Here is a 26,222-nt window from a genome sequence, read left to right on the forward strand (position 1 = left end):
GGATTTCAAGTGAATACCCTGCAAGTCAAGGATTACCTGCTCACACTGCAGCAGAACATTGTTGCCACCCTCGAACAACTTGATGGCGGATGCTTCCATACCGACAGCTGGGAACGCCCCGGCGGTGGTGGCGGCGTCACCCGCGTCATCGAAGGCGGACAGCTGTTCGAGCGCGGCGGCGTGAATTTCTCGCACGTGACGGGCGACAAGCTGCCACCTTCGGCCTCGGCACATCGCCCCGAGCTGGCCGGGCGCAGCTTCGAGGCCATGGGCGTGTCGCTGGTGCTGCACCCGCGCAATCCCTACATCCCGACCGTGCACATGAATGTGCGCATGTTCATCGCTCATCCGGTTAACGATAAATCGGCAAAGAATGCGGAGGCGAGCCAAGGCGGCAAGGAAGCAGCGACGCAGCAATACCAGAGTGTATTGCGAGGAGAGGCTGACGCTGCCAACGCCGGCGCAGCCCCGCAATCACAGCCGATTTTCTGGTTTGGCGGCGGCATGGATTTGACGCCCTACTACGGCCACGAGACCGATGCCATCCATTTCCACCAGACCTGCAAGGACGCACTCGACCCGTTTGGCGCGCGCTACTACCCCGATTTCAAGGCCTGGTGCGACCGCTACTTCTTCCTGAAGCACCGCAACGAGCCGCGCGGCATTGGCGGCGTCTTTTTCGACGATTTCAGCGAACTGGGCTTTGACGGCAGCTTTGCGCTGATGCAAGCCGTCGGCAACACCTTCCTGCCTGCCTACACGCCCATTGTCGAGCGCCGCCGCGAGCTGGAATACGGCAGCCGCGAACGCGACTGGCAGGCCTACCGGCGCGGTCGCTACGTCGAATTCAACCTCGTCTTCGATCGCGGAACGCTGTTCGGCCTGCAATCGGGCGGGCGCACCGAATCCATCCTGATGTCGCTGCCGCCGGTGGTGAACTGGCGCTACGACTATCATCCGGAAGCCGGCACGCCGGAAGCCGCACTATTGGCCGATTTCCTGTGCGAGCGCGACTGGCTGGGTGGCGGCGCAAAATGAAGCCGGGCTGAAAGCTTGATTTTCTTGGGTTTTCCCCTAAAGGGTGTCGCCTGCTGACGCCCTTTTTTGTTATAATTCCGCCCTTTTTCCGCGCACAGCAAACACACCCCATGAACGTATTTTACGAAGAAGACGGGCACTTCAAGGTTGCCACCATCAAGGACGAGCAGCAGGCCAGCCTGATGGTGGAAGACCAGCGCGGCAAACGCTCCAAGATCAAGACCGCCAACGTATTGCTGCGCTTTGACCGCATGGGGCTGGATGAATTTCTGAATGCGGCCGAAGCCGAGGCCGCAGGCATTGATACCGACTTCCTGTGGGAATGCTGCGGCAGCGACGAATTTGCCTTCCAGGACATTGCTTCTGAATACTTCGGTGCTGGCGCCACGCCGCAACAGCAGGCGGCGGCGGCCATCGGCCTGCATGGCGCGCCGATGTACTTCTACCGCAAGGGGCGTGGCCGCTACAAGGCCGCGCCGGAAGAAAACCTGAAGGCCGCCAAGGCCGGGGCCGAGCGCAAGGCGCGCGAGGCCGAACAGATGGCCATCTGGCAGGGCGAGCTGCAGGCCGGCACCCTGCCCGCAGCCTTCGCGCCCATCATCAACAAGCTGCTGTTCCGTCCCGACAAGAACGGCATCGAATGGAAGGCGCTGGCCGCTGCTGCCGAAGCCGCGCAAATGTCACCCTTGCGGCTGATGCAGAAGGTCGGCGCCATTCCCAGCGTAGCGCGCTACTTTTTCGATGAATTCCAGCACGAGCATTTCCCGAAAGGGCTGGATTTCCCCGAGTTCCCGCCTGTCACGATGCCGGACGATCTGCCGCTGGCCGATGTCGCCGGCTTCAGCATCGACGACGCCAGCACCACCGAGATCGACGACGCCTTCAGCCTGAAGCAACTGGCCAACGGCAACTGGCAGGTCGGCATCCACATTGCCGCACCGGTACTCGGCATCGCTCCGGGCTCAGCGCTCGACCAGGTCATTTTCGACCGTCTGTCCACCGTCTACATGCCGGGCGACAAGATCACCATGCTGCCCGACGCGGCCGTCGACGTGTTCACGCTGAAAGAAGGTGCCGCGCGGCCGGCACTGTCGATGTATCTGGAAGTGAACGCCGGCTATGAAATTCTCAGCCACCGCTCCTGCATCGAGCTGGTTCCCATCGCCGCCAACCTGCGGCACGACCAGATCGAGCCGCTGTTCAACGAAGAAACCGCCGGGCGTGAAGGCTCGCCCGATTTCCAGTGGAAGGACGAGCTGACCTGGCTGTGGCGCATGGCCGGCGAGCTGGAAGGCCGCCGCGGCAAGGCGGAGAACCAGATCCAGCGCCTGGATTACAGCTTCAGCATCGACCGCGATGGCGAACAGGAAACCGTGCGCATCATTCCGCGCAAGCGCGGCGCGCCGATGGACAAGCTCGTGGCCGAGCTGATGATTCTGGTCAACAGCCAGTGGGGCAAGGATCTGCGCGACGCGCAGATCGCCGGCATCTACCGAGCCCAGGTGGCTGGGCGCGTGCGCATGACCACGCAGCCGGGCCAGCACATCGGGCTGGGCGTCGAATGCTACGCCTGGTCATCGTCTCCGCTGCGCCGCGCGGTGGATTTCGTGAACCAGACCCAGCTGATTGCACTGCTGCGCAATGAAAAACCGCGCTTTGCCAAGAATGATGCCGAGCTTTTCAGCATCATCTCCAGCTTCGATACTGCCTACGCCGCCTACGCCGACTTCCAGGACAAGATGGAACGCTACTGGTGCCTGCGCTATATCGAACAGGAAGGCATGAAAGAACTGTCCGCCAGCGTAATCAAGGAAAACCTGGTGCGCATCGACAGCATGCCGCTGGTCGTCCGCGTGGGCGGTCTGCCCGAACTGCCGGCCGGCACCAACATCAAACTGCAGGTACTGGGCATTGATTATCTGGACCTTCATGCCGATCTGCGCATGGCGACCCTCTGATCACATTGCAGCCGGCAGGGCGAGGCAAGCCCCGGATGATCGACCATTCATGTTCTACTTCGCATACACTTGCGCCGGCCGGGCCGGCAATCACCGAGCCCCGGCCGCGAGCTGAACTTACCGCCAGGCACCGCCGAACACGAGAACCAGCATGCTTCCGAACCGACCACTGAACGAATACCTGCCGCAGAAATTCGCCAATGGCGAACAGGTGCGGCAATTCTCCAAACCCTGCATCCAGTGCGGCGCCATGCTGCATGCCCGCAACATGCACGGTGTCGCCCGGCTGGTGGAGGAACACATCGCCATCGCGGCCAGTGCACAGTGCCCGCAGTGCGGTACCCGCTTCGGCGTCGCCTGCGTGATCGACAGCAACAAGCGCGTGCGCCGCGTCATCCTGCCGCGCCCGCTGTTCAATCTCTATCTGCGCTATCTGCCCATGCAGGCTGGTGAAACGCCGGCGGGCAGCAAACTCGACGAAGTCAGCGTCCCCACTCCCGCAAGTCCCGCCCCTGCCACGGCCGCCTCACCGCAGCCGGCGGCGATGGCAGGCGACGGCAGCATCGTCCGGGCAGCTGACAGCGTGGGCCGCTACCAGGACCGGCCGATACCAGCCTGGGTCGAAGTTGGCGGCCGTCGCCTGCAGTTCGACCGCGTTGCCCTGAATGCCGGGGCCGTGCAAACCGGCGAATATCTGCTGGATGGCTGCCTTGTTTACCGTCCGCTTTGATATCGGGCAGGAAAAGCTTGTCGGATACGCTTGGCTTTTCCGCCCAGCGTTTTATAATCGCACCCTTTCCGTGCACTGAAAGGCAGGAGACGTACATGCAACGCTCGATGCTGAAATCCAAAATCCACCGCGTGACCGCGACCCACGCCGAACTGCATTACGAAGGTTCGTGCGCCATCGACGAGGCACTGCTGGAAGCGGCCAACATCCGTGAATACGAAGAAATCCACATCTGGAACATCAATAACGGCGCGCGCTTTTCCACCTATGCCATCAAGGGGGCCCGCGGCTCCGGCATCATTTCGGTAAACGGCTCGGCCGCACGCCACGCCCAGGTCGGCGACCTGCTGATCATCGCGACCTTTGCGCAGTACGACGAGGCCGATCTTGGCGATCATCATCCGACGCTGGTGTACGTGGACTCCGCCAACCGCATGACCAATGTGAAGAACGCGATTCCGACGCAGGCAGCCTGAGCGCGTCGCGCCAGCAACAACAAAGCCACCCTCGGGTGGCTTTGTTGTTTTCAGGGTATATGGTCACAGCCCTTCATGGCAAAGGGCTGCACGGCAATACCCCGTGCTATTTGGAATATTTGGCAATCGCCGACTGGATTTCCTGGATCGCGCGCTCGATGTCATCGTCGGTAATGTCGCTGACCTGCTTGATCGACAGCGGGTCGACATGCGTGCTGATCGTGAACTGGTCGAGTTTCTGCGTGGATACCAGACCGGGCTCGTTCGGATCAGGCTCGATATCCTCGTGCCAGTTGATCGCCAGCGCAGTGAGGTTGTCGCCATACTTGCCACCACGGAATTCGGCACGATCCATCAGCTGCGGCACGGCAAACAGCACCGGGAAGGACGACATGAAATGCGTGAGCTCGGCATCGACCGTCGAGCCCCAGAAACCGTCGGTGCACAGCAGGATGCTGTCACCATCCTGCAGCGGCACCTTGCCGCCGACTTCCACCTCGGGCGTCATGCTGCCGCCCAGGCAGTTGTAGATCTTGTTGCGCTCGGGATGCACCGCCGCCTCGGCCGCCGTGATCATGCCGGAATCCATCAGCTTGCGGACCTTGGAGTGATCGCGCGTCATGGCTACAACGGTGTCCTTGCGGATCAGATAAAGTCGCGAATCACCGACATGCGCCCAGTAGGCCATGCCGTCCTGCACGATGCAGGCGACCGCCGTCGTGCGCGGAATTTCCAGCAGGTGGTGGTTGCCGGCGTAGTTGTAGATGGCATCATGGCTTTTCAGCAGCGCATCTTCCAGAAACTCCAGTGGCCGGTGGATGATGGGATTGGCCTTCTGCTGGAACTGGTCCGAGAGCAGCTGCACCACGATCTGCGCGGCCACTTCACCGTGCAGATGCCCGCCCATCCCGTCCGCCACCACCAGCAGCAGCGCCTCGCGGCTGTAGGAATAGCCGACACGGTCCTGATTGTATTTGCGGCCACCCTGGCGACTGTCCTGATAAACCGTGAATTTCATCAAGCACTCACTCCCTGTTGCGCGGCATGGTCATATTGATCCACGCACGCTTGATGGTGGCGACCAGCGAGCTGCGGCGCACGGGCTTGGAGGCCGGCTCCAGCAGCGTTTTCTGGATTTGCGGCACGCTCTGCGGCCGCAGCGTAGGGTCAAGCCGCAGGCACTGATGGATCAGCTCCAGCAACTCGGGGGAATAGCGGTCACCGTACTTGTGGGTCAGGTGTTCCAGCTTGTCTTCCTTCTCGCGCGCATCGGCCGATTGCGGCGCCGTGCCGGCGATGCACGCATACATCGTTGCACCCACGCCGTAGATGTCGGTCCAGGGCCCGAGCTGCTCCTTCTTGCGATACTGTTCGGGCGCGGCGAAACCGGGCGTGTACATCGGCGTGAGGCGGGAGTGCTCGGTAGTCAGTGACTGCCGGGCCGAGCCGAAATCCAGCAGTACCGGCGAACCATCCTTGCGGATGTAGATATTGGCCGGCTTGATGTCGAGGTGCAGCAGCTTGTTGAGGTGCACCTCGCGCAAGCCGTTGAGCAGATGGAAAAACACATGACGGATCAGGTTCTCGTCCACGCCTTCACGGCCGAACTTGAGCTGGATTTCCTTCTGCAGCGTGCGTCCGCGCTCGTATTCCATCACCATGTAGACGGTTTCGTTGGCGCGGAAGAAATTGATCACGCGTACGATGTTCGGATGCTGGATGCGGGCGAGCGTCTTGCCTTCCTCGAAGAAGCATTTCAGGCCATGGCGAAACAGCGCCAGATTCTCGTCGCTGGTCGCCTGCACCACCGCCACGCCTTCGCGGCGCAGCGCCAGCGAATTGGGCAGGTATTCCTTGATGGCAACGGGATAATCGTTTTCGTCGTGCGCCAGATAGACGATACTGAACCCGCCCGCAGACAAGAGCTTGGCGATGGTGTAATTCTGGAGCTGGAATCCGCGTGCTAACGGTTGATTGCTGGGGGTGGCCATCCGCTTTCGTTATACTTGTGAAGCCTGATTTGAATTGTGATTGCTGCACTGCCCAAATGTAAAGGACAGTCTCACTAAATGGATACCTGCAATGATCTATAGCATGACTGGCTATGCCAGTGCCCAGCGTGAACTGGAACAGGGCGTACTCGCCGTCGAGCTGCGCGCCGTCAACCACCGCTTCCTGGACGCAACGCTGCGCCTGCCCGAGGAATTCCGCGCACTGGAAGGCGCCATCCGTGAAAAACTGGCCGGCCGCCTGCAGCGCGGCAAGGTCGAATGCCGGGTCAATTTCAACGCACGCGCCGGTGGCAGCAGCAGCCTGCGACTCAACACCGCGCTGCTGGCGGAACTGTTGCGTTTGTCCGACGAGTTGCGCGAACACCAGCCCGGAGCAGGCGAATTGCGCACCGGCGAACTGCTGCGCTGGCCGGGTGTGATCGAATCCGACGCCCTGCCCATCGAAACCCTGCAGGCCACCGCGCTGGAACTGCTCGACGCCGCACTGGACGACTTCCTGGCCAGCCGGGGTCGCGAAGGTGAAAAGCTCACCGGCATCCTGCGCGAACGTGCCGACGCGATGGAAAAGCTGGTCGAAGGTGTCAAGCCGCTGATTCCGCAAATCGTTGCCGACTACGAAGCCCGCCTGACCCAGCGTCTCGTCGACGCACTCGGTGCCGGCGCCGAGGAAGAACGCGTGCGCCAGGAAGTCGTGGTTTTTGCCCAGAAGGTCGACATCCAGGAAGAAATCGACCGCCTGATGACGCACATTGCCGAGCTGCGCCGCATCCTGAAAGCCGGCGGCTCGGCCGGCAAGCGGCTGGATTTCCTGATGCAGGAACTCAACCGCGAGGCCAACACGCTCGGCTCCAAATCGGTATCGAGCGACACCAGCAAGGTGTCGATGGAGCTGAAGGTGCTGATTGAACAGATGCGGGAACAGGTTCAGAACATCGAGTAATCTCATGTATATGCCTGCAGCCCTTTTATATAAATGGCTGCAGGCATATACCCCAATTTTACAAATCCAGCCTCCCTTCCTGGCGCCTCAGCGCTCCGCCGCGCTGGCAAAATCGCAATTTCTGATAGGAACACGCGGACCGGAGTGGCTACCATGACAGCACGTTCATTTTGTCTGCCAGCTGTCATTCCATGCCCCTTCCCTCGCTCTTTCGCAACCGCAACTTCCTGATGCTCTGGCTCGCCAGTATCATCGGCAACTTCACGCTGGCCGTGGCCATGCTGGCCGAGACCTGGTATGTGGTCAAAACCCTGGATGCCAAGGAACAGCTGGGCTACGTGATGATTGCCGGCTCGGTGCCGCGCATCCTGCTGATGGCCGTCGGCGGTGTACTGGCCGACCGCTTCAAGCGCGGCCACATCGTCATGGTTTCGATGGGGGTGCGCGTGCTGTTGCTGTTCGCGCTGATCGTCCTGCTGCATTACGGCCGCCTCGACATCGTGGCACTGACCATCTTTGCCTTTCTGTATGGCGCGCTGGATGCCTTCTTCTGGCCTGCGCAAGGCGCAATCATTCCGAGCATCGTGCCGGAAGCCGAACTCACGCGCGCCAATTCCATCATGCTGACCACCAACCAGATCGGGCTGGTGTTCGGCCCCACCATCGGTACGGCCCTGCTGGCACTATTCAGTTATGAAAGCGTCTTCGGCATGGCCGGCATCGGCCTGCTGCTGGGCGCGGCGTGCATGCTGCTGCTGAACGAGCCACCACCGGTGCCGCGAACCACATCGGACAAACCCGGCAGCGCCATGCTGCATGAACTGAAGGAAGGCCTGCTCTATACGCTGCAGACGCCGGTGCTGCGCAGCATGATGATCATCTATGCCTTTGCCAACCTGCTGTTCATGGGCCCCTTGTCCATTGGCATTCCGCTGGTTGTCACCCAGCATCTGGACGGCGAAGTCACCACACTGGGCTTTCTGCAAAGTGCAGGGGCAGCCGGCATGGTGGCCGGCGGCATCCTGCTGACGCTGTTCCCGCCCAAGAGCAAGCGACTGATGATGATCACGCTCGTCATTGCTGCCGAGGGCGTATTGCTGGCGCTGCAGGGGCATACCTACTGGGTGTGGCTGGCCATCGGCATCCAGTTCCTGCTCGGGCTGGGCATCGTGTCGAACAATGTGCCGATGATGTCGGTCATCCAGCAATACAGTGACCGCGACAAGATTGGCCGGGTAATGAGCCTGAACAATATGGCGTCAATGGGCCTGTCGCCCATTTCCTATGCCATGGTGACCGGGCTGCTGGCCCTGCACGTCAGCATCGGCTGGATCATGCCGATTTTCGGTCTGGCCATGTCGGCCGCCATGCTCTGGTGCATCTTTGCCATGCCGGTAGTCCGCCAGAGCAACTGATTGCCTGCCTGCCGTGTTGCAGCTTCTTTACAGCACGGGTCAGAGCAGGCACGATGCCGCCACAGGAGGATTATCCGATGTGGCGTATTACCGGTCTGCTTTGTCTTTGTCTGCTGAGCCTGCCCGCGCTGGGCAGAAGCGATCAGGCAACGTTCCAGAAACAGGTGGGAGAACTGATCGAGCTGCGCTCGTCAGCCTACCGTTTTGCGCAAGACAACGGCATTCTCGGCAAGCAAGCTCCAAAGCTCACGCGCGCGCAGAGCAATCAGCTGCGTGATCTTGCGGCGCGCTACATCACGCTGCGCGCAGCGCTGATGCCGAACGCCACCCAGGTGGCTCCGCTCTTCCAGCTCGGCACCCGCATCACACTGGTCACGGACCGCCCCACCGCCGAAGAAGCCCGCGCGGTAACGGTCAGCACAAGCCGCGGCGGCCTGCAGCGCCAGCTGTGGATCAACCCGAATGACAGCGCCGGCCAGCAGCAACTGCTCGACATCCAGTACGGACTGGCCACCGCACTGCTGCTGATGGACAGCTACCAGATCGCGGTCGAACCCTATGCCAGCAACAAGAGCATTGATTACCTGCTGACCTATGATGTGGCCAGCAGTGCCAATCTGCGCGAGCTGGCCGACAACTATCACTCGACCACCTTCCGCACCCAGATCAGCAATGCCACCCGCTTTGTCGACGAATACATGGCCTGGAAGCGCGAGAACGGCAAGCCCGCCACGCCGGAAGAAAACTATCTGTACACGCTGATGCAGAGCACGGTCTGGTATGTAACGCTGCATGGTGACAAGGCCTTCAGCGTGACCGACAAGATCAACTATCTGGCGCGTGACCTGGAAATCCGCAACCAGAACGTGCAGAACATCGTCAGCCATGGCCTGAGTATGGGCTTCGGCAATATGGTCGGTGTGGTGCAGACCCGCAAGGGCAAGCTCACCCAGCTCGGCAGCGCCGAGCAGGCCGCACTGGCAGCAGAACTCAGGCCGCTCGACATCCTGCTGGAAAAAACCCCCTTCCGCCTGACCGACAAGATGATTCCGGGCCACTATGGGCATGTCGCCGTCTGGCTGGGCTCTGAGAACGAGCTGAAGGCTCTGGGCGTATGGGATCGCATCGCGCCGAACTACCAGCAGCAGATTCGCCAGGGCGGGCGCATCGTCGAAGCATTGCGCAGCGGGGTCACCATCAGCACGCTGGAGCACTTCCTGAATATCGACGACCTGCTGGTACTGCGCGACCGCCGCCCGGTCGATGCCCGCTATCGCGGCGAGGCCGTGCTGACCGCGCTGGAGCAGGTAGGCAAGGAATACGATTTCAACTTCGATGTGATGACGCACGAACGCATCGTATGCTCCGAGCTGGCCTATGTGGTGTTCCCGGATATCGACTGGCCACTGGAGCGCACGCTGGGCCGCTACACGATCAGCCCCGACAATGTGGCGCAGCTCGCCATCAGCAATCAGCCCGTACTTGATCCGGTGATTCTGTTTCGTGACGGCAAGCGCAACAATGATCAGATGCGCAAGATCATTACCGAGTTGCTGAGCAAGGAAAAACCGCCGGCACAACTGAGCTCGCTGAAACAGACAATGCCAATACCCAAGATTGTATTCCCAGCCAGCGCAAGGCCATAAAGGGTCATAAGCACATACCCGGCAAGCTTCAGGCTGGCAGCGTGACCTGGGCCAGCAGCCCACCCTGCGGATGATTGCTCAGGCTGAGGGTGCCGCCGTGCGCCTGGATGATGTTGCGGGCAATGCCCAGCCCCAGCCCCATGCCATGGCGATTGCTTTGCCGGCCGTGGTCCAGCCGCACATACGGCTCGAACAAACGGGCCATGGCTTCCTCGGGAATGCCTGGGCCATGATCGCGCAGCGAGATGACAACCTTGCCCACCCCCTCATCGCAGCGTAAATCGACACGCTGGCCGTAGGCCAGTCCGTTTTCCAGCAGGTTGGACAGCGCACGCTTGAGTGCCAGCGGCTTGGCCAGCACGGTCAGCCCGCAGGGCTCGTAATGGGCACTCTGCCCGGCCAGCTGCGCGTCACGCACCAACCGCCCCAGCAGGGCATCCAGGCTGACCCGTGTACGGTTTTCATGGATGTCGCTGTCCTTCACCGTCTGCAGCGCCCCCTTGACCATCACGTCGAGTTCGTCGAGGTCCTCATGGAATTCGCGGCGGGCCGCGTCATCATCCAGCATTTCGGCACGCAGCTTCAGGCGGGTAATCGGCGTGCGCAGGTCATGCGAAATGGCGGCAAACAGCTTCTCGCGATCTTCGATATAGCGCTGGATACGTTCCTGCATCGCCGCAAAGGCGCGCGCACTGCGCACATATTCGCGACTGCCGGTTTCCGGCAGCACGGGCAAATCACCCTTGCCGAACGCCTCGGCTGCATCGGCCAGCATGTCGAGCGGGCGCGTCAGCCAGCGCACGACAATCAGCGACAAAAGCAGTACCGTGGCCAGCGTCAGCACCTGCAGCACGATGCGATCCAGCGTATAGGGGCTGTTGGTTTCCAGAAAATACGGGTCGGGCATCACGGTCGCCAGATACAACCAGTTGCCCGGCTCGATTTCGGCCTGGATCACCAGCACCGGCGCCGGGCGCGGCTTGATCAGGAGAATGTGCTGCACCCAGTTGTCGGGCAGATCCTGTGCCGTGATGCGCTCGTCCGATACCGGCAGGCTTTCCACCGGAGCGAAAGCAATTTCGAAGCGCGACAGTGGCGGCAATTCCCGGCGCAGCGTGGCGGCCACTTCGGCATTCACCAGCTGCGTCAGCGGCTGGTCGATCTTGAAGGGCAGAAACACCGGCTGCCGGTTCATGTTGATAAAGAATCGCGTACCACCCATTTCGTGCAGCTGTTCGAGCATCAGCGGCCGGTAATTGGGTGGCAGGCTTTTGAAAAAGCGCAGCGCACTGGCGGCGCTGAAACCGATGTGCTGCGCGGCGGCGCGGGTTTCCACCTCGGCGCTGCTGCGCATCTGGGTTGCCCAGAGTCCGCTGACCACCATCTGGGTCGCCAGCACGCCGGCAACCATGACCAGCGACAGGCGGCCATACAGCGAATCCGGCCAGAGCCGCAGCAGCCAGCGCGCACCGGGCAGGCTGCTGGCAGGACGGTCGAAAAGACGCTTCAGCATGGGCGGAACGGGCACGGGACTGAACCCGGTGCATGGCATGGCTCGGCAGTCACAAGGTCACTCCTGTGCCTGCATGCCGTATGGCGCCCGTTGCGGAATAAAACGCTAGGCATGAACAGCGCTGACCTCGGCAGAGAACACATAGCCGGCACCGCGCACGGTCTTGATGATGGCGGGCTGTTTGCCGTCGTCATTCAGGCGCTGGCGCAGGCGGCTGACCTGCACGTCGAGCGAGCGGTCCAGCGGGCCGGCATCCCGCCCGCGCGTTTCTTCGGCCAGCAGATTGCGATCAAGAATTTCACCCGGGTGCTCGACAAAAAGCTTGAGCAGCTGGAAATCCAGCCCGGTGAGGCGCACGGTCTCGCCCGTCGGATCGGTCAGAGAGCGCTCGACCACATCCAGCGAGAAACCGAGAAAGCGGTAATAACGCGGCGGGGCGCTGGCCTCGCCACCGGTGCGGCGCAAAATGGCCTTGATGCGCGCCAGCAGTTCGCGCGGATTATAGGGTTTGGCGATGTAATCATCCGCGCCCATTTCCAGCCCGACGATGCGATCGGTTTCATCCGAACTGGCAGTGAGCATGATGATGGGAACACTGCAGCGCTTCCTGACCATCTGGCACAGCACGAAGCCGTCGGTATCCGGCAGCATGACATCCAGAATGACCAGTGACAGCTCGTCCTTGTAGCGCTCGAATTCGGCCTCGAAGCTGTTGCCGTCATGCGCAAGGCGGACATCGTACTGGTTCTTTTCCAGATAGGTTTTCAGCAGGTCGCGGGTTTTCTGGTCATCATCGACGATCAGGATCTTGCGCATGGTCATCCTCCCTCATTGGCCAGCGCACGCGCCTGCGCGGCCAGCCTGCGCTGCACTTCGGCAACGCTCATTGTGTCATCCATGAAAAAGCGGTGTACCTGGGCCACCACCGCATCCTTGAACGGTTCATCACTGGCCATGCGGTGCACGAGGCTGGGCGCCTGCATGCCCGGACCGCGGGCAAATGCCTGCCAGGAAGCGCGGGCGCACACGTCCAGACCGGCCAGATCCTGGTCACGGCGCACCGGCACCGAGCCCTTCAGGCGCGAAAACCCGAGCTGGATGTTCGGCTGCAGCAGCAGTTGCGCAAAACGGTGCTGGGCATTTTCCAGCGAGTCGTCCACGGCAAACATCGCCAGGGTATCAATGCTGTAGAGATGATAATCCGTCGTGTCCGGTACAGGAACACAGCTGAAATCTTCGCCGGTTACCAGCCCCATGCCGTTGAGCTCAGCCTTGGCCCAGTCCCCCATTACCATCATGCCGACCTCGCCGCGCGCGAGTTGCCGCACCATTTCCGGCCATGGCTTCTCGCTGGGCGCCATCCAGCGCTTCAGGTCCCGCAGGTGCTGCAAAGCCCGGGCCAGCTTAGGGTCGGCATAGGCGCCTGGCTGCCGTTTCACGAACAGTTCCCGATAGTAAGCGGGGCCGCCCTCGGACAGGATCAGCGTCTCGAACAATGTAGCCACCTGCCAGGGTTCGCTGCTCTGCCCCAGTGGCGTGATGCCGCTGGCCTGCATGCGGCGGGCGGCCTGCTCGAAATCGGCCCAGCGGCGTGGCACCGGCAGCCCTAGGCGCTTGAAGACCTTGCGGTTGTAGAACAGGGTATTGATGCGGTGAATGCCCAGCGGCACACCAAGCACATGCCCCTTGTACTGCACCAGCTGCCATGCGGTCGGGAACAGATGATCCTGCCAGGCTCCTGCCTGGGCGACATCATCAAGCGGCAGGATCAGCCCCAGCTTGGCCCATTCGCTGATCGACGGGCCGATCAACTGCGCTGCAGCGGGAGGCTGCTTGGCCAGAATGCGGCTTTTCAGCACCTTGACGGCGCCGACACCGGCACCACCGGGAATGGCCACGTCGTGCCACTCGATATTTTCATCGCCGAGCTTCTGCGCGAGAAAATCGGCTGCACGCCGCTCGCTGCCCGAAGTCCACCAATGCAGCACATCCAGCGTTTCGGCATGCGTTTCGGCGGCGAACAGCAATGCGGCGGCAATGCCTAGCATCACGCCGCACCGCAACTGCCCCGCCACTTTACTGACCCATGCCTGAAACACGCGCACCTCTCCCTTGTCAACCCACGACTATAACGTAAGCAACTCCTAATCAATGTAAAAAAAGTTGATTTTTTATTGCCGAACCATCGCAGAAACAGTCAGTGAGGGCTTACACGGCAGTCTGCACGTGCGCGCAAACCGCACTTCCGGCAAAAACCGGAACAGAGTCGAAGACACTGGAATGAAAACGGGGGCAAATCAGAGCGAAAGAGAAATGCCCTTGCGAACAAGCTCGACAAACTCCGCTTCCGGTACCGGTTTGCTGAACAGGAAGCCCTGGATTGAGTCGGTCGATGCCTGGCGCAGAAAATCGAGCTGGGCCCGCGTCTCCACCCCTTCCGCCAGCACCGACATGCCCAGCGTCTTGCCAAGCCCGATGATGGCCAGCACGATCGCAGTGTCGTTGGGGTCGTCCGAGAGATCGCGCACGAAGCTCTGGTCGACCTTGAGCTTGTCGAACGCAAAGCGCTTCAGGTAGGACAGGCTGGAATAACCCGTACCAAAGTCATCAATGGAGAGCTTGACTCCCAGCGCATTGAACGCATCCAGCGTCGCTGCGACCTGGTCTACATCCTGCATCACCACCGACTCGGTCACTTCCAGCTCCAGCTGGCGGGCCGGCAGCTGGTAGGTGTGCAGGCAGTCCTTCACCAGCTGCACCAGATTGGGCTGGCTGAACTGCAGGGGCGAGAGGTTCACCGCCACGGTCAGCGGCGGCAGCCCCTGCCCGGCCCAGGCAGCGGCCAGCCGGCAGGATTCCTGCAGCACCCAGGTTCCGAGCGGGACGATCAGCCGGCTTTCTTCGGCAACCGGAATGAACTTGCCTGGTGGAATCATGCCCTGCTCGGGATGATTCCAGCGGATCAGCGCCTCGGCACCGATAATCCGTCCGTCCTGCAGACTGACCTGCGGCTGGAAATACAGCACGAATTCGTTCTGCTCCAGCCCGCGCCGCATGCTGCTCTCGAGCACCAGCCGCTCGGACGCTCGTGCATTCATGTCGGCGGTAAAGAACTGGTAATTGCCACGGCCATTGGCCTTGGCCTGATACATGGCCACATCGGCATTGCGGATCAATTCATCCGGGTCGGCACCGTCGTCCGGATAAATGCTGATCCCGATCGATGTGGATGATGCAAAACCGCCGGCATCCAGCTCGAATGGTGCGGCAAAGGACGCAAGAATCCGGTCGGCAATGCTGCCGGCAGCCAGCGGCCCGTCGATATCATTGAGCACGACCACGAACTCGTCGCCGCCCTGGCGGGCAAGAATGTCGGTCTTGCCGACAACCGAGCGCAGGCGGCTGGCCACTTGCGCCAGCACCATGTCGCCCGCAGTATGGCCCAGCGAATCGTTGATGGTCTTGAAGCGGTCAAGGTCAAGGAAGAGCACCGCCAGATGCCGGCCGAAACGCTCGGCAGCGGCCAGCGCCAGCCGCAATTCGTCGCGCAGCAGATTGCGGTTGGCAAGGCCGGTTACCGCGTCGAAATTGGCCAGCTCGATGATGCGGTCCTGCGCTTCCTTGCGCTCGGTAATGTCAGTCATCGTGCCGATCAGTCGGGTCGGCTTGCCACGATAGTCAAACTCGACAAAACGCCCGCGCGACAGAAACCAGCGATATTCGCCATTTTTCAGCCTGCGCCGGTATTCGACGGAAAACTGCGTCGAGTTGCCGACGTAATAATCACGCAGCGCACCGATGGTTTGTTCACGATCCTGCGGATGAACCTGGTCTTTCCACTTGTCAAAAGTCTCGGCCAGCTCGCCCGGCTGATAACCGAGCAGGCGGTCGTATTCGGGGCTGGTAATCGCGGTACGGCGCCCTTCCAGCGGCATGTCGAACAACCCGGTATTCGACGCTTCGAGTGCCAGACGCAACTGCTGCTCACTCTTGATGATGGCCTGCTCGGCAAGCCGGCGCTCTGAAATGTCGCGCATCACCGCGCAGTTGTACTCCTCGCCCTTGAACTGCACGTAATTGGAATACGCCTCGATCGGAAAAAGCTCGCCGGCACGCGTGCACAGCTCCAGCTCGTCAAACAGATGCTTCTTGTGTCGCAGGCTTTGCCAGAATTTTGGCCACGCATCCGGATGAAAATCCGGATTGATGTCCTTGAAGCGCATGTTCAGCAGCTCGTTTTCCGCATATCCCAGCCGACTGCAGGCAGTGGCATTGACGTAACGGATATGCCCCTGCATGTCGATCCAGATCGCCATGTCGGCGCCACGCTCGACAGCCACCTTGGTCAAGTACAGGTCTGCCTCGGTTCGCTCCATGCGCCGCAGTTGTACAAGCAGGTAAAGCAGCAAGGCGAGCGAGCCGGCGCAAAGCAAGCCAGCCACACCGACATTGATTGCGATTTCGGTATACCACGCCTCCAGCGTCGACTCGGTATCCAGTGTCAGCAATACTCCCATCGGCCAGCCATCGATGCGCCGCCAGGCCAGCAGGCGCTCGATATTGTCCAGCTTGCCGGTTTCATATTGCACACCAGACAGCTTTTCACGGAAATCACCGGAAAAAAAACCCATGTGGGCGATGCTGCGGCCGATTTCGGCATCGCGTTGCGGGTAATGCGCTAGCGTGACGCCATCATCGCGAAAGAGCTGCACAACCACGCCGGGCTGGCGGACCACAGACGCAAAAAACCGCTGCAGATCATCCGGATTGATGCCGGCTACGAGCGTGCCGGCAAACAGCCCTTCCTTGTCGATCAGTGGTAACGCCAGCTGCAGCCCGTCACGCTGACCGCTCGGATCGGGCTGGAACTCACCCAGTACGAAAGGGCGTTGCGAGCGGGCCCGGGCAGCACGGAAATACTGCAGCTGGCTCAGGTTATAAGCCGGAACGGGAAACTGCAGGCTGCTTGCCAGCAGCAAGCCATCGCGGTCCAGTACGGCCAGCGAATTGAACTGCGGCGCGCCGGCTGCCTGGGAATGCAGATAGGCATACAGGCAGGCCCGGTCAGTGCTGTTCAGGCAGGCACGGAAGACGTCATCACTGCGGATGGCCTGCAGCGAACGCAGGCTGTTTTCCATGGTGCGGGCGACATGCTCGTCCAGCGTCAGGCTCAGCACATCCAGATGGGATTCGGCACTCTTGAGCGATTCGCGGTAATCCCGCAGGCTGGACCATGCCACAACCGCCAGCGCCCCCAGCAGCACGAGGCCAGAGAGCACAGCCAGCAAGCGCCGCATGTGCATGAACGACCGCGCATGTTCCTCGCTGTTTCGTGGAGTCTGGATTGGGGGCAAAATCGGAATTCCTGTTTTCTGATGACGCGATGATTCGTGATGCCGGCCAAGGGCCGGTGCACCCGCCACTGTGCATTATTCGCCATTCTTCAGAAAATGCAGCCCCCATTGCAAGGACTGCCCCGCAGCATCTGCCCCCGTCACGCCAGTCCGTTGCCGGACGTGGCCCTTCTGCCGCTTTTGCGCCACAATGCTTCGCGGCCCGCCTTCGCGGGAGAAGGAATAGCGATGCCCCTGGACCTGTTTTTCGCCTTCATTGTCACCACGCTCTTCATTTCAGCCACGCCGGGGCCGAACATGCTGCTGATGCTCAGTCACGGCGCCCGCTACGGCTGGCGTGCCACGCTGGCCACCATGGCGGGGGCGCTTTCCGGGCTGGCACTGCTGATCGGCCTTTCCGCACTGGGGCTCGCCACCATCCTTGCGGCCTCGGCCGAGCTGTTTCTGGTGCTGAAGCTCGTCGGCGCCGCCTATCTGGTCTATCTGGGCTGGCAATGCTGGCGCGCTGGCATCGAACTGAAACTGCCGGCGGCGATGGGCGAAACGGCGCTGGCACGCTATCGCACCGGGCTGGCCGTGGCACTCTCGAACCCGAAGGCCATCCTCTTTGCCGGCGCCTTCCTGCCACAGTTCATCAATGCCCAGCTGCCGCAAGGCCCGCAATGGGCCATGCTGCTGGCGACGTTCTTCGTCATCGAATCAAGCTGGCAGCTCGCTTATGCCGTCGGCGGAGTCGGCCTCGCCCGCTGGCTGTCTGCGCCGCGCCGGGTACGCTTCTTCAACCGTGGCTGCGGGCTGGCCTTCTGGGCGGTCGGCGGCATGCTGGCGCTGGCAAAACGCTAAAACAAAGGGTATTGCCATACAATCCTTTAATTTAAAGGGCTGTATGGCAATACCCGAAAAAGCATCATTCGTGCATGGCGCGCATGCCTGCAGCCCCCCTCATCGGCACACCGCAGGCTGACCGGACCCGCGGCTGGCTCAGACGCTGAAATCCAGATTGTCGATCAGCCGCGTCTTGCCCAGACGTGCCGCGACCAGAATGACGAGTTCATGATCGGTGTGCGTGGCGGGCTTCAGTGTTTTCGCATTGCGCACTTCGATGTAATCCACCTCCGCCCAGCCGCGCGTCAGCAGATCGCTGCTTGCTTCTTCCGCCAGTGCGGCGAAATCGCGCTCGCCAGCCAGAATCGCCTTGTGCATGCGCTCCAGATGGAAATGAATGCGGGGCGCTTCCGCGCGCTCGTCTGCCGAGAGATAGCCATTGCGGCTAGACAGCGCCAGCCCATCCGGCGCCCGCCCGGTATCCACCGGAACAATGGTGATCGGCATGTTCAGCTCTTCCACCATGCTGCGGATCACGAAGAGCTGCTGGTAGTCCTTTTTGCCGAAGCAGGCCACGTCCGGCTGCACGATGTTGAAGAGTTTGGTCACGACAGTGGCCACACCTCGGAAATGCCCGGGGCGGAAGGCGCCGCACAGCTCGTCCTGGATGGCCGGCGGTTCGACCTTGTACTGCTGGATCACATGCGGGTAGAGCTCTTTTTCGTCCGGCGCAAAAATCACGGCGTTGCTGCAGCGTTCAGCCACCAGCGCGGCATCCTGCTGCAGGGTGCGCGGATAACAGTCGAAATCCTCGCCTTGGCCAAACTGCAGGCGGTTGACGAAAATGCTGACCACCACGGCATCGGCGTGCTTTTTGGCTTCTTCCACCAGTGCCATATGGCCGGCGTGCAGATTGCCCATGGTCGGTACGAAGGCCACGCGGGCCTGCTGTTTGCGCCAGGCGCGCAATTCGGAAATGGTATGGATGATTTGCATGGCTGTTCTCGACACGACAAATTGATTGTTCAGGAGAGGCCGTCTCCGGACGGCCAGTAATCGGCGGGGCGGGCGCGATAGCTTTGCCAGTCATGGCTGGCGCGGATCGCGGCAAGCACGGCGGGCAGGGGCTCGACCCAGAGCCCGGGGAAGGTCAGCTCGCCATCACCGCTCGGGGTATAGGCCAGAGACTCTTCTGGAAATTCGAATTCGCACCGGATACCTGGCTTGGTATTGCCACGCGGGTCACAGCGATACCAGCCATGCCCATCCAGCCAGACCGCGGCAAAACCGTGCAGGCCATGCGTGGGCGAGCCGGGCGGCGGATCACTGCGCAAGAGGCGCTGATAACCCAGCGCGGCAGGCAGGCCATTGGCACGCAGCAAGGCCACCAGCAGGTGTGCCTTGGCAAAACACAACCCTGAACCTGCGGCCAGCACATCGGACGCCCGCCAGGGCATTTCCGTGCACTGGAAATCGAGGCTGTGGCGCACGTTGTCGCGCACCCAGAGAAAGGCGGTGCGAGCCGTGGCCAGCGCATCCGTATGCAGCAGCCGTGCCGCAAGCGCCCGCACCGCCGGATGCCGGTGGTCAATCGTCGCGCAGGCGCCCAGACAGGCAACCGGGTCGGGGCTATCCATCAAAGATGCATCAGAAGCTGTGTTCGTCAGCCGGGAAGCTCATGCTCTTCACCGCCTGCACGTAATTCTCGATGGCACCCTGGATGCTGGATGCGCCCATCATGAAGTTCTTCACGAAGCGCGCCTTCTTGCCCGGATAGATGCCGAGCATGTCATGCAGCACCAGCACCTGGCCATCGACACCGACACCGGCCCCGATGCCGATGGTCGGCACAGCCACCGCCTCGGTAACCGCGCGGCCGACACTGGCCGGCACCATTTCCATCAGGATCATGCCGGCGCCAGCAGCCTCCAGCGCCTGGGCGTCGGCAATCAGCGCGGCGCCACCATCGTCCTTGCCCTGCACCTTGTAGCCACCGTAGGCATGCACCGACTGCGGCTGCAGGCCGATGTGCGCACACACCGGAATGCCGCGACGCGCGAGGAACTCGACCGTTTCCAGCATCACGCTGCCGCCTTCGATCTTGACCATCTCGGCGCCGGCTGCCATCAGCTCGGCCGCATTGGCGAAGGTGGCCTGCGGGCTGACCTGCGAGGTGCCGAAGCTCATGTCGGCCAGCACCAGTGCATTCTTGTTGCCACGCGCCACGCAGGCAGTGTGGTAGACCATGTCGCGCTGCGTGACAGGCAGGGTGGATGCCTGCCCCTGGATGACATTACCGAGCGAATCGCCCACCAGCAGGATATCGACGCCGCTGCTATCAAGCAGCGCGGCAAAACTTGCGTCGTAACAGGTGAGCATGGCGATTTTCTGGCCGTCCTGCTTCATTTTGGCCAGCGTGGTCAGCGTAACTTTCATCGTGGGTTTCCGTAGCAAAGTGACTGGGCACACTTGTGATGCACCGCAAGGCATTCACGGCACCGCATACAGCGCCGGAAACGCCAGTGTACCCAAGCTCAGGCCGCCGGCACAGCCAGCCGCGTCAAGTTCTGGTCAGCAACATGCGGTAAAAATGCCGCCGCCGGGCCGAGGCCGGGAATATGCAGTTCCGGTGCCAGCTCCAGCAGGGGCAACAGCACGAAGGCTCGCTCGTGCATGCGCGGATGCGGCAGGGTCAGCGTAGTGGACGCCAGCACCGCGTCGCCGTGCAGCAGTACGTCCAGATCCAGCGTGCGCGGGGCGTTGCGGAAAGTACGCACCCGCCCGAGCTGCTGCTCGATGTCGAGCAGCGCGTCGAGCAGCTGCTGCGGCGCGAGTGTCGTGCTGACCGCCGCCACCGCATTCACGAAATCCGGCTGGTCGGCGTAGCCGACCGGCGCGCTGGCATAGAAGGAGGACGTAGCCTGCAGAGTCAACGCGGGGTGCGCAGCAATCGCCGCCAGGGCGGCCTGCAACTGTGCCACGGGGTCGCCCAGATTGGCACCCAGCGCGATATAGGCACAAACGGATGAATTCATTGAGTGATCCGGCCGGGGTAGCACGCTGCCACGGCAAGCAACAATACAGGGTATATGACTAAAGCCAATACACAACAAAGGCTGCAGTCACATACCCGACCAATACAGTCAGCGCAAGCGGTTCACTCGCCCGACTGGCCTGCTGCGGGCTTGCGGCGGCGACGCGGCTTGCTGCGCTTGGCTCCGGCTGCCGGGGCTTCCTGCTTCTCGCGCGGCACGCTGGCAATCAGGCTGGAACGCATCACATCATCGGCAAACTGGAATTTATTCCACCATTCCGCGAGTTCCTTGTCCGCAAGGCCGCACTCGGCACGCAGCTCCAGAAAATCGTAGGCAGCGCGGAAGCGCTGCTGCTCCATCAGGCGGAAAGGACGCTGGCCGACGCGCTGCTCGAAACGCGGCTGCAGGAGCCAGATTTCCTTCATCGCGGCGCCATAGCGGTTCGGTATCGCCAGCCGGCGCGACACCTTGGCATCGACCTCGTTCATCGCATCGACGAGCGCCGGCACGGAATGCTCGCCGGCGGCTTTCTTCTTCTGCCACAGCGCCTCGACTTCGTGCCACAGCAGCGTGGCAAACATGAAGCCGGCCGACACCGGCTTGTCATCACGGATGCGCGCATCGGTATTGTCGAGCGCCTTCTTCAGGAAAGCGGCGGTCGACGCCTGCGACACCAGCTTGTCGAGCAGCGGGAACAGCGGCTTGTGCAGGCCGTTTTCGCGCAGCGCGGTCAGGCAATCCCAGGCACGGCCCGAGAGCAGCAGCTTCATCATTTCATCGAACAGCCGTGCCGACGGGATGTTTTCCAGCAGGCGCGCATGCACGGCGATCGGCGCTTTCGTCGCCGGAGCGATGGCCAGGTCCAGCTTGGTCGCCAGGCGCACGGCACGCAGCATGCGCACCGGATCTTCGTGATAACGCTTCACCGGGTCGCCGATCATCGCCAGCTTGCGGCTTTCCAGATCACTCACGCCGTGGTGGAAGTCGATGATGACTTCGCGGTTCGGATCGTAATACAGCGCATTCACCGTGAAGTCGCGCCGCGAGGCGTCTTCCTCGATCGTGCCGTAAACATTGTCGCGCAGGATGCGCCCGGATTCGTCGGTCGGCGCGTCGCTCGCGCCGCGGAAGGTCGTCACCTCGATGATTTCCTCGCCACCGCGCTCGAAGAACGGCACGTGCACGATGCGGAAACGCTTGCCGATGATGCGCGAGCGGTGGAAGACATGGCGCACCTGCTCAGGCGTGGCATTGGTAGCCACATCGAAATCCTTGGGCGACTTGCCCAGCATCAGGTCACGCACGGCGCCGCCGACCACATAGGCCTCGAAGCCGGCATCCTGCAGGCGGTCACAGACCTTCAGTGCGGCAGAATGCAGCTGGTCGCGGCGGATGCCGTAATGCTTGGCATGCAGCACCTGCTTGCCGGGACGGCGCAACACCTTGCCGATGAGTTTACGAATCATGGATGACTCTTGTTGGTAAAACACGCAATAAAGGCGGGGATTATACCGCCAGAATGCCCGAATACGACGATTGTCTTGACAGTCAGCAAGCGGCCCTCCGCCCGCCACCAGCGCGGCACTGTATTGCCACAGCCACAACGCCACTGTCGCTTGCTGCAGGGCAGCATATGCCGCATGCTTCCGGCATGCTACTCACCGGGAATCCGTCCATGCCTGCCTGCCGCTACCACCTGCTCAATGTCTTTGCCGAAAGCCATTTCGGCGGCAACCCGCTCGCCGTATTCCCCGACGCACGCGGGCTGGACACCGCCACGATGCAGGCGATTGCCCGGCAGCTCAGCCTGTCGGAAACCACCTTTGTCACCCCGTCGGACAAGGCCACTGTACGCGTGCGCATTTTCACACCCGGCTACGAGTTGCCGTTTGCCGGTCACCCGACACTGGGAACGGCCTGGCTGGTGAACCGCCTGCAGCGCTGCGGCGGCCAGGTCACGCTCGAATTGCCGGCCGGCATCATTCCGGTTGCTGTGGGCGAACACGACGCCACGCTGACCGCCAACGCCCCAGCCTATCGCGTCGGCCCCGGCAGGACTGAGCTGGCGGAGGTGCTCGGCATTCGTGCAGCAGATTTCGCCGGCGAGCCCACCTTCGTGAATTGCGGTACTGAGCAGCTGATGGTGCCGCTGGCCAGCAGCGACGCCGTCAGCCGTTGCAAACCCGATTACGCCGGTTTCGAGCGCTTCGCAGGCAATGCCGACGGCATCGCTGGCGCCTACGTGTGGGCAGCGGAAGGCGCGGTCTGGCCGGCCCGCTATTTCTGGACGCAGCACGGGCAGGTCAGCGAGGATTACGGCACCGGATCGGCCTGCGCCAATCTGGGTGCCTACCTGCTGCGCCAGGGCGCGAGCCTGCCGCTCTCACAGAAGATTACTCAGGGGTATCTAACCGGGCGCGAAGCGATTCTTGGGCTGCAGATCGATACAGATGGATGTATCAAGGTCAGCGGGCGGGTCATCGACATCGGCAGCGGTGAGTTGCTGCTGCCCGGCCGCTGAAACGGCAAGGGCTGCAGCCAGTCTGGCGCAGCCATCACAAACAGATGCCGGCAGCGCACGAGGCGGAGCCGGCATGTCGTTTTGCGCTACCGGCGCCGGCCCGGCTCAAGGCCGGGAATGACCGGTTCAGGCGCAAGCCCTGTTACGCAACAGCAGTTTCCAGATAATCCAGCCAGAGCTGGATCCAGATCGGGGTCGGCGGAACGATGTGCTGGGTCAGGGTCAGATGGTCAGCTTCTTGCAAGCTCATGATGGTCTCCACAGGGAGTAAATAACCTCTCCACCATCCGCCTCATGCTGCAGCGCAACATTGACATGGATCATGTTTGCGCCATTCCATCCGCATTTTCCGGGCATCCCGCCTGGCATTTTGCGAAACCATGTACTAGTGCAATCAAACGGCAATATTCAGCGTGAATATTCGTTATCTCCCGGTAATAAAACCGTCAGCGAAGCTCCTGCACCGCTCTTCTGCGGCAAGACCCCAGCCGGCTACTGCCAGAATGCGGCATCCAGCCGCAGGGTCTGCTGTACTCCGGCATGCCCCGGATTATCCAGCCAGACGCGCAACTCGGGCGCCCCACCCGCCGGCAGGGCGATCTGCCAGCGGGCCAGCGTGACTTCCCTGCCCTGCCGGAAAAGGCTGTTCTCCGGGCCGTGCACGCTGTCACGCGCAAAACGCCCGAAGTCGTCGAGCGTGGGCGACGCGGCCGTTTCCGCCAGCAATTGCCGGATGCGCTGCAGCCGCTGCACACTGCTCGCCCCGGGTTTATCCTGCCCGCCGGTCAGTGCGGCATCGAAATAGTGATTGGCGTGCGCGAGGCTGCCCTGCTGCTGCCGCGTCAGGCGGTAGCGTCCTTCCGTGCCGACTTCCACCAGCAGGATTTCGCGCGCATCGGCAACCAGGTAGAAACCGGCCCGCGCCGATCCGAACAACGCGGGAGCGGCATCAACAACGTTCTCCACCGTGTGGGACTGCCGCAGAATCTGCGCGATCCGCCCCTGCCGGCCCGGCTGATCATCACGCAGCGCACGAGGCAGGCCACTGGCTGCCGCCGTCACCACCGTCAGCCCCGCCTCGTTCACGCCGGCCTTGATGCCCGGCATGCGGCCGCTGTCGGCAAAGAGGCCGAGATAAGCCAGCCCGCCGGTAGGGCGCAGCAGGCGCAATGACTGCACATGATCGGGAGCCCAGTCGCGGTTCTTGGCGAGCAGCACGCCACCGGGCGTGACACTGGCCCAGAGCGTGCAGGCCTGCGCCGGTACTGCCAACAGCAGCGCCGGCAACATCAGCAACGCGGATCTGTTCATTGCAGCCCCCCCCCCCTGAAACGGCTTGACCGTCCTGCCGGCCAAAATACGCCGCCGTCAATGCACTGTCATGACGAAATTGTACCGCTGCGGGTGAACGCTTATTCATGGGCAGTGTCTATCCAGCCACGTATAATCGCCCCTTTCGTAGTCGCCCTTTCGCAACCCTCCTTGCAGCCCCTCACCCCGAGTTGTTATCCCATGATGTCGCGTCGCCTGCTTGTTTCCGTTTCCCTCCTGTTTGCCGGCCTTGCCCAGGCCTTCACTCCGCCGCCACCCGATATTGCCGGCCGCGCCTGGCTGCTGATCGATGTGCAGAGCGGCCAGACCCTGACCGCCAAGGATGAAAACACCCGCATCGAACCGGCCTCGCTGACCAAGCTGATGACCGCCTACGTGACCTTCAAGGCGATCAAGGAAGGCAAGCTCAAGCTTGATACGCAACTCACCGTGTCGGAAAAGGGCTGGAAAACCGAAGGCTCGCGGATGTTCCTCGACCCCAAGGTGCCGGCCACGGTCGATGACCTGATCAAGGGCATGATCGTGCAGAGCGGCAACGACGCCTGCGTGACGCTGGCCGAAGCCATTGCCGGCAGCGAGGAAGTCTTCGCGCAGGTCATGAACAAGGAAGCCAAGCGTCTGGGCATGACCGGCTCGAACTTCGAAAACAGCACCGGCCTGCCGGGCGCGAACCACTACATGACCGTGCGTGATCTGGAAATCATCGCGCAGGCCATCATCAAGGACTTCCCCGAGTTCTACCCGATCTACGCGATCAAGGAATTCAAGTACAACAACATCAGCCAGCCCAACCGCAATCTGCTGCTGTACCGCGATCCGAATGTCGACGGCATGAAGACCGGGCACACGGAAGCCGCCGGCTACAATCTGGTCGCCTCGACGCACCGCGATGGCCGCCGCCTGGTTTCTGTCGTGGTTGGCACCGCCGGCCCGGAAATCCGCGCCACCGAGTCGGGCAAGCTGCTCAACTGGGGCACGCAATTCTTCGACACCCCCAAGCTGTATTCTGCCAAGCAGGCCATCAGCAAGGCGCAGGTCTGGAAGGGGGCGGAAAACGAAGTGGCGGTCGGCTTCCTTGAAGACCGCTACATCACCGTACCCAAGGGTGACGCCAGCAAGATCAAGCTGGAACTGGTCACGCAGGAGCCGCTGATCGCCCCGCTGAAAGCCGGCCAGCAGGTCGGTACCGTGACGGTTTCGCTGGATGGCAAGCCACTGACCGAGCTGAAAGCCGTGGCGCTGAACGATGTCCCGGAAGCCGGCTTCTTCGGCCGCGCCTGGGATGCGATCAAGCTGTGGTTCAAATCGCTGTTCAGCTAAAGCAAAAGGTATACGGCTACAGCCATTTCATACGAACAGCCGCAGATCCATACCCGATACAGTAAGCACCAGGCCAGGCTTGGATATCCTGCATCGCCCCGACACCG

Annotated in this window: 22 protein-coding genes; 10 read left to right on the plus strand and 12 right to left on the minus strand. The window is 61.8% G+C overall.

Annotation, left to right across the window (positions count from 1 at the left end):
* Positions 1-9: 9 nt before the first annotated feature.
* The 4 genes from hemF to panD all read left to right on the plus strand — a co-directional run bounded on the left by hemF (position 10) and on the right by panD (position 4,202).
* A complete protein-coding gene (hemF, locus tag H559_RS0107380) occupies positions 10-1,038 on the plus strand; it encodes an oxygen-dependent coproporphyrinogen oxidase (RefSeq protein WP_162143304.1) in 1,029 nt (342 codons plus the stop codon).
* A 110-nt stretch (positions 1,039-1,148) separates the two neighbouring features.
* Positions 1,149-2,996, plus strand: coding sequence for a ribonuclease catalytic domain-containing protein (locus H559_RS0107385; RefSeq protein WP_028452178.1), 1,848 nt, complete (start codon positions 1,149-1,151; stop codon positions 2,994-2,996).
* A gap of 151 nt (positions 2,997-3,147) precedes the next feature.
* On the plus strand, positions 3,148-3,726 hold the full coding sequence (locus tag H559_RS0107390) for a hypothetical protein (RefSeq protein WP_028452179.1): 579 nt from the start codon (positions 3,148-3,150) through the stop codon (positions 3,724-3,726).
* Positions 3,727-3,821: 95 nt separating this feature from the next.
* Positions 3,822-4,202, plus strand: a complete 381-nt coding sequence (gene panD / locus H559_RS0107395; protein ID WP_028452180.1) for an aspartate 1-decarboxylase — start codon at positions 3,822-3,824, stop codon at positions 4,200-4,202.
* 106 nt (positions 4,203-4,308) lie between these two features.
* On the opposite strand, the gene H559_RS0107400 is transcribed toward panD, so the two are convergent.
* Positions 4,309-5,220 (minus strand): PP2C family protein-serine/threonine phosphatase, encoded by a 912-nt coding sequence (locus H559_RS0107400; RefSeq protein WP_028452181.1) that lies wholly within the window; start codon positions 5,218-5,220, stop codon positions 4,309-4,311.
* A 7-nt stretch (positions 5,221-5,227) separates the two neighbouring features.
* Positions 5,228-6,193: a serine/threonine protein kinase gene (locus tag H559_RS0107405; RefSeq protein ID WP_028452182.1), complete on the minus strand. Its 966-nt coding sequence runs from the start codon at positions 6,191-6,193 to the stop codon at positions 5,228-5,230.
* Between the two features lie 103 nt (positions 6,194-6,296).
* Between H559_RS0107405 and H559_RS0107410 the strand changes: the two genes are divergently transcribed.
* The 3 genes from H559_RS0107410 to H559_RS19370 all read left to right on the plus strand — a co-directional run bounded on the left by H559_RS0107410 (position 6,297) and on the right by H559_RS19370 (position 10,215).
* The gene (locus H559_RS0107410; protein WP_245579345.1) at positions 6,297-7,154 is read left to right on the plus strand and encodes a YicC/YloC family endoribonuclease; all 858 of its coding nucleotides are present in this window, start codon (positions 6,297-6,299) and stop codon (positions 7,152-7,154) included.
* Positions 7,155-7,345: 191 nt separating this feature from the next.
* Positions 7,346-8,569, plus strand: coding sequence for an MFS transporter (locus H559_RS0107415; RefSeq protein WP_081412921.1), 1,224 nt, complete (start codon positions 7,346-7,348; stop codon positions 8,567-8,569).
* Positions 8,570-8,646: 77 nt separating this feature from the next.
* A complete protein-coding gene (locus tag H559_RS19370) occupies positions 8,647-10,215 on the plus strand; it encodes a YiiX/YebB-like N1pC/P60 family cysteine hydrolase (RefSeq protein WP_051279061.1) in 1,569 nt (522 codons plus the stop codon).
* Positions 10,216-10,243: 28 nt separating this feature from the next.
* Here the strand turns inward: H559_RS19370 and H559_RS0107425 are convergent, their stop codons facing one another.
* From H559_RS0107425 to H559_RS21565, 4 genes are all read right to left on the minus strand, one after another.
* A complete protein-coding gene (locus H559_RS0107425; RefSeq protein ID WP_034640153.1) occupies positions 10,244-11,728 on the minus strand; it encodes an ATP-binding protein in 1,485 nt (494 codons plus the stop codon).
* 105 nt (positions 11,729-11,833) lie between these two features.
* Entirely contained in the window at positions 11,834-12,544 is a 711-nt protein-coding gene (locus H559_RS0107430) for a response regulator (RefSeq protein ID WP_034640275.1), read from the minus strand.
* Between the two features lie 2 nt (positions 12,545-12,546).
* Positions 12,547-13,827, minus strand: coding sequence for an ABC transporter substrate-binding protein (locus H559_RS0107435; RefSeq protein WP_245579346.1), 1,281 nt, complete (start codon positions 13,825-13,827; stop codon positions 12,547-12,549).
* Between the two features lie 198 nt (positions 13,828-14,025).
* Positions 14,026-17,031 carry a bifunctional diguanylate cyclase/phosphodiesterase gene (locus tag H559_RS21565; protein ID WP_051279066.1) on the minus strand — a complete coding sequence of 1,002 codons (3,006 nt, stop codon included), beginning with the start codon at positions 17,029-17,031 and terminating at the stop codon, positions 14,026-14,028.
* A 279-nt stretch (positions 17,032-17,310) separates the two neighbouring features.
* Between H559_RS21565 and H559_RS0107445 the strand changes: the two genes are divergently transcribed.
* Positions 17,311-17,925: a LysE family translocator gene (locus H559_RS0107445; RefSeq protein ID WP_028452188.1), complete on the plus strand. Its 615-nt coding sequence runs from the start codon at positions 17,311-17,313 to the stop codon at positions 17,923-17,925.
* A 138-nt stretch (positions 17,926-18,063) separates the two neighbouring features.
* Here H559_RS0107445 and panC read toward each other — a convergent pair whose 3' ends face one another.
* From panC to pcnB, 5 genes are all read right to left on the minus strand, one after another.
* Positions 18,064-18,903: a pantoate--beta-alanine ligase gene (panC, locus tag H559_RS0107450; RefSeq protein ID WP_028452189.1), complete on the minus strand. Its 840-nt coding sequence runs from the start codon at positions 18,901-18,903 to the stop codon at positions 18,064-18,066.
* Between the two features lie 29 nt (positions 18,904-18,932).
* Positions 18,933-19,544 (minus strand): transglutaminase-like domain-containing protein, encoded by a 612-nt coding sequence (locus tag H559_RS19380; RefSeq protein WP_034640155.1) that lies wholly within the window; start codon positions 19,542-19,544, stop codon positions 18,933-18,935.
* Positions 19,545-19,554: 10 nt separating this feature from the next.
* Entirely contained in the window at positions 19,555-20,343 is a 789-nt protein-coding gene (gene panB, locus H559_RS0107460) for a 3-methyl-2-oxobutanoate hydroxymethyltransferase (RefSeq protein WP_028452190.1), read from the minus strand.
* A gap of 98 nt (positions 20,344-20,441) precedes the next feature.
* Positions 20,442-20,942, minus strand: coding sequence for a 2-amino-4-hydroxy-6-hydroxymethyldihydropteridine diphosphokinase (gene folK / locus H559_RS0107465; protein WP_028452191.1), 501 nt, complete (start codon positions 20,940-20,942; stop codon positions 20,442-20,444).
* A gap of 122 nt (positions 20,943-21,064) precedes the next feature.
* The gene (gene pcnB / locus H559_RS0107470; protein ID WP_028452192.1) at positions 21,065-22,408 is read right to left on the minus strand and encodes a polynucleotide adenylyltransferase PcnB; all 1,344 of its coding nucleotides are present in this window, start codon (positions 22,406-22,408) and stop codon (positions 21,065-21,067) included.
* Positions 22,409-22,617: 209 nt separating this feature from the next.
* Between pcnB and H559_RS0107475 the strand changes: the two genes are divergently transcribed.
* Positions 22,618-23,463 (plus strand): PhzF family phenazine biosynthesis protein, encoded by an 846-nt coding sequence (locus H559_RS0107475; RefSeq protein ID WP_028452193.1) that lies wholly within the window; start codon positions 22,618-22,620, stop codon positions 23,461-23,463.
* Positions 23,464-23,955: 492 nt separating this feature from the next.
* On the opposite strand, the gene H559_RS0107485 is transcribed toward H559_RS0107475, so the two are convergent.
* On the minus strand, positions 23,956-24,774 hold the full coding sequence (locus H559_RS0107485) for a carcinine hydrolase/isopenicillin-N N-acyltransferase family protein (RefSeq protein WP_081412923.1): 819 nt from the start codon (positions 24,772-24,774) through the stop codon (positions 23,956-23,958).
* A gap of 204 nt (positions 24,775-24,978) precedes the next feature.
* Between H559_RS0107485 and H559_RS0107490 the strand changes: the two genes are divergently transcribed.
* Complete coding sequence (locus tag H559_RS0107490; RefSeq protein WP_028452195.1) at positions 24,979-26,115, plus strand: D-alanyl-D-alanine carboxypeptidase family protein; 1,137 nt, start codon at positions 24,979-24,981, stop codon at positions 26,113-26,115.
* Positions 26,116-26,222: the final 107 nt, after the last annotated feature.

Source organism: Chitinilyticum aquatile DSM 21506, assembly GCF_000430805.1.
In the GTDB taxonomy this organism is placed as follows: domain Bacteria; phylum Pseudomonadota; class Gammaproteobacteria; order Burkholderiales; family Chitinibacteraceae; genus Chitinilyticum; species Chitinilyticum aquatile.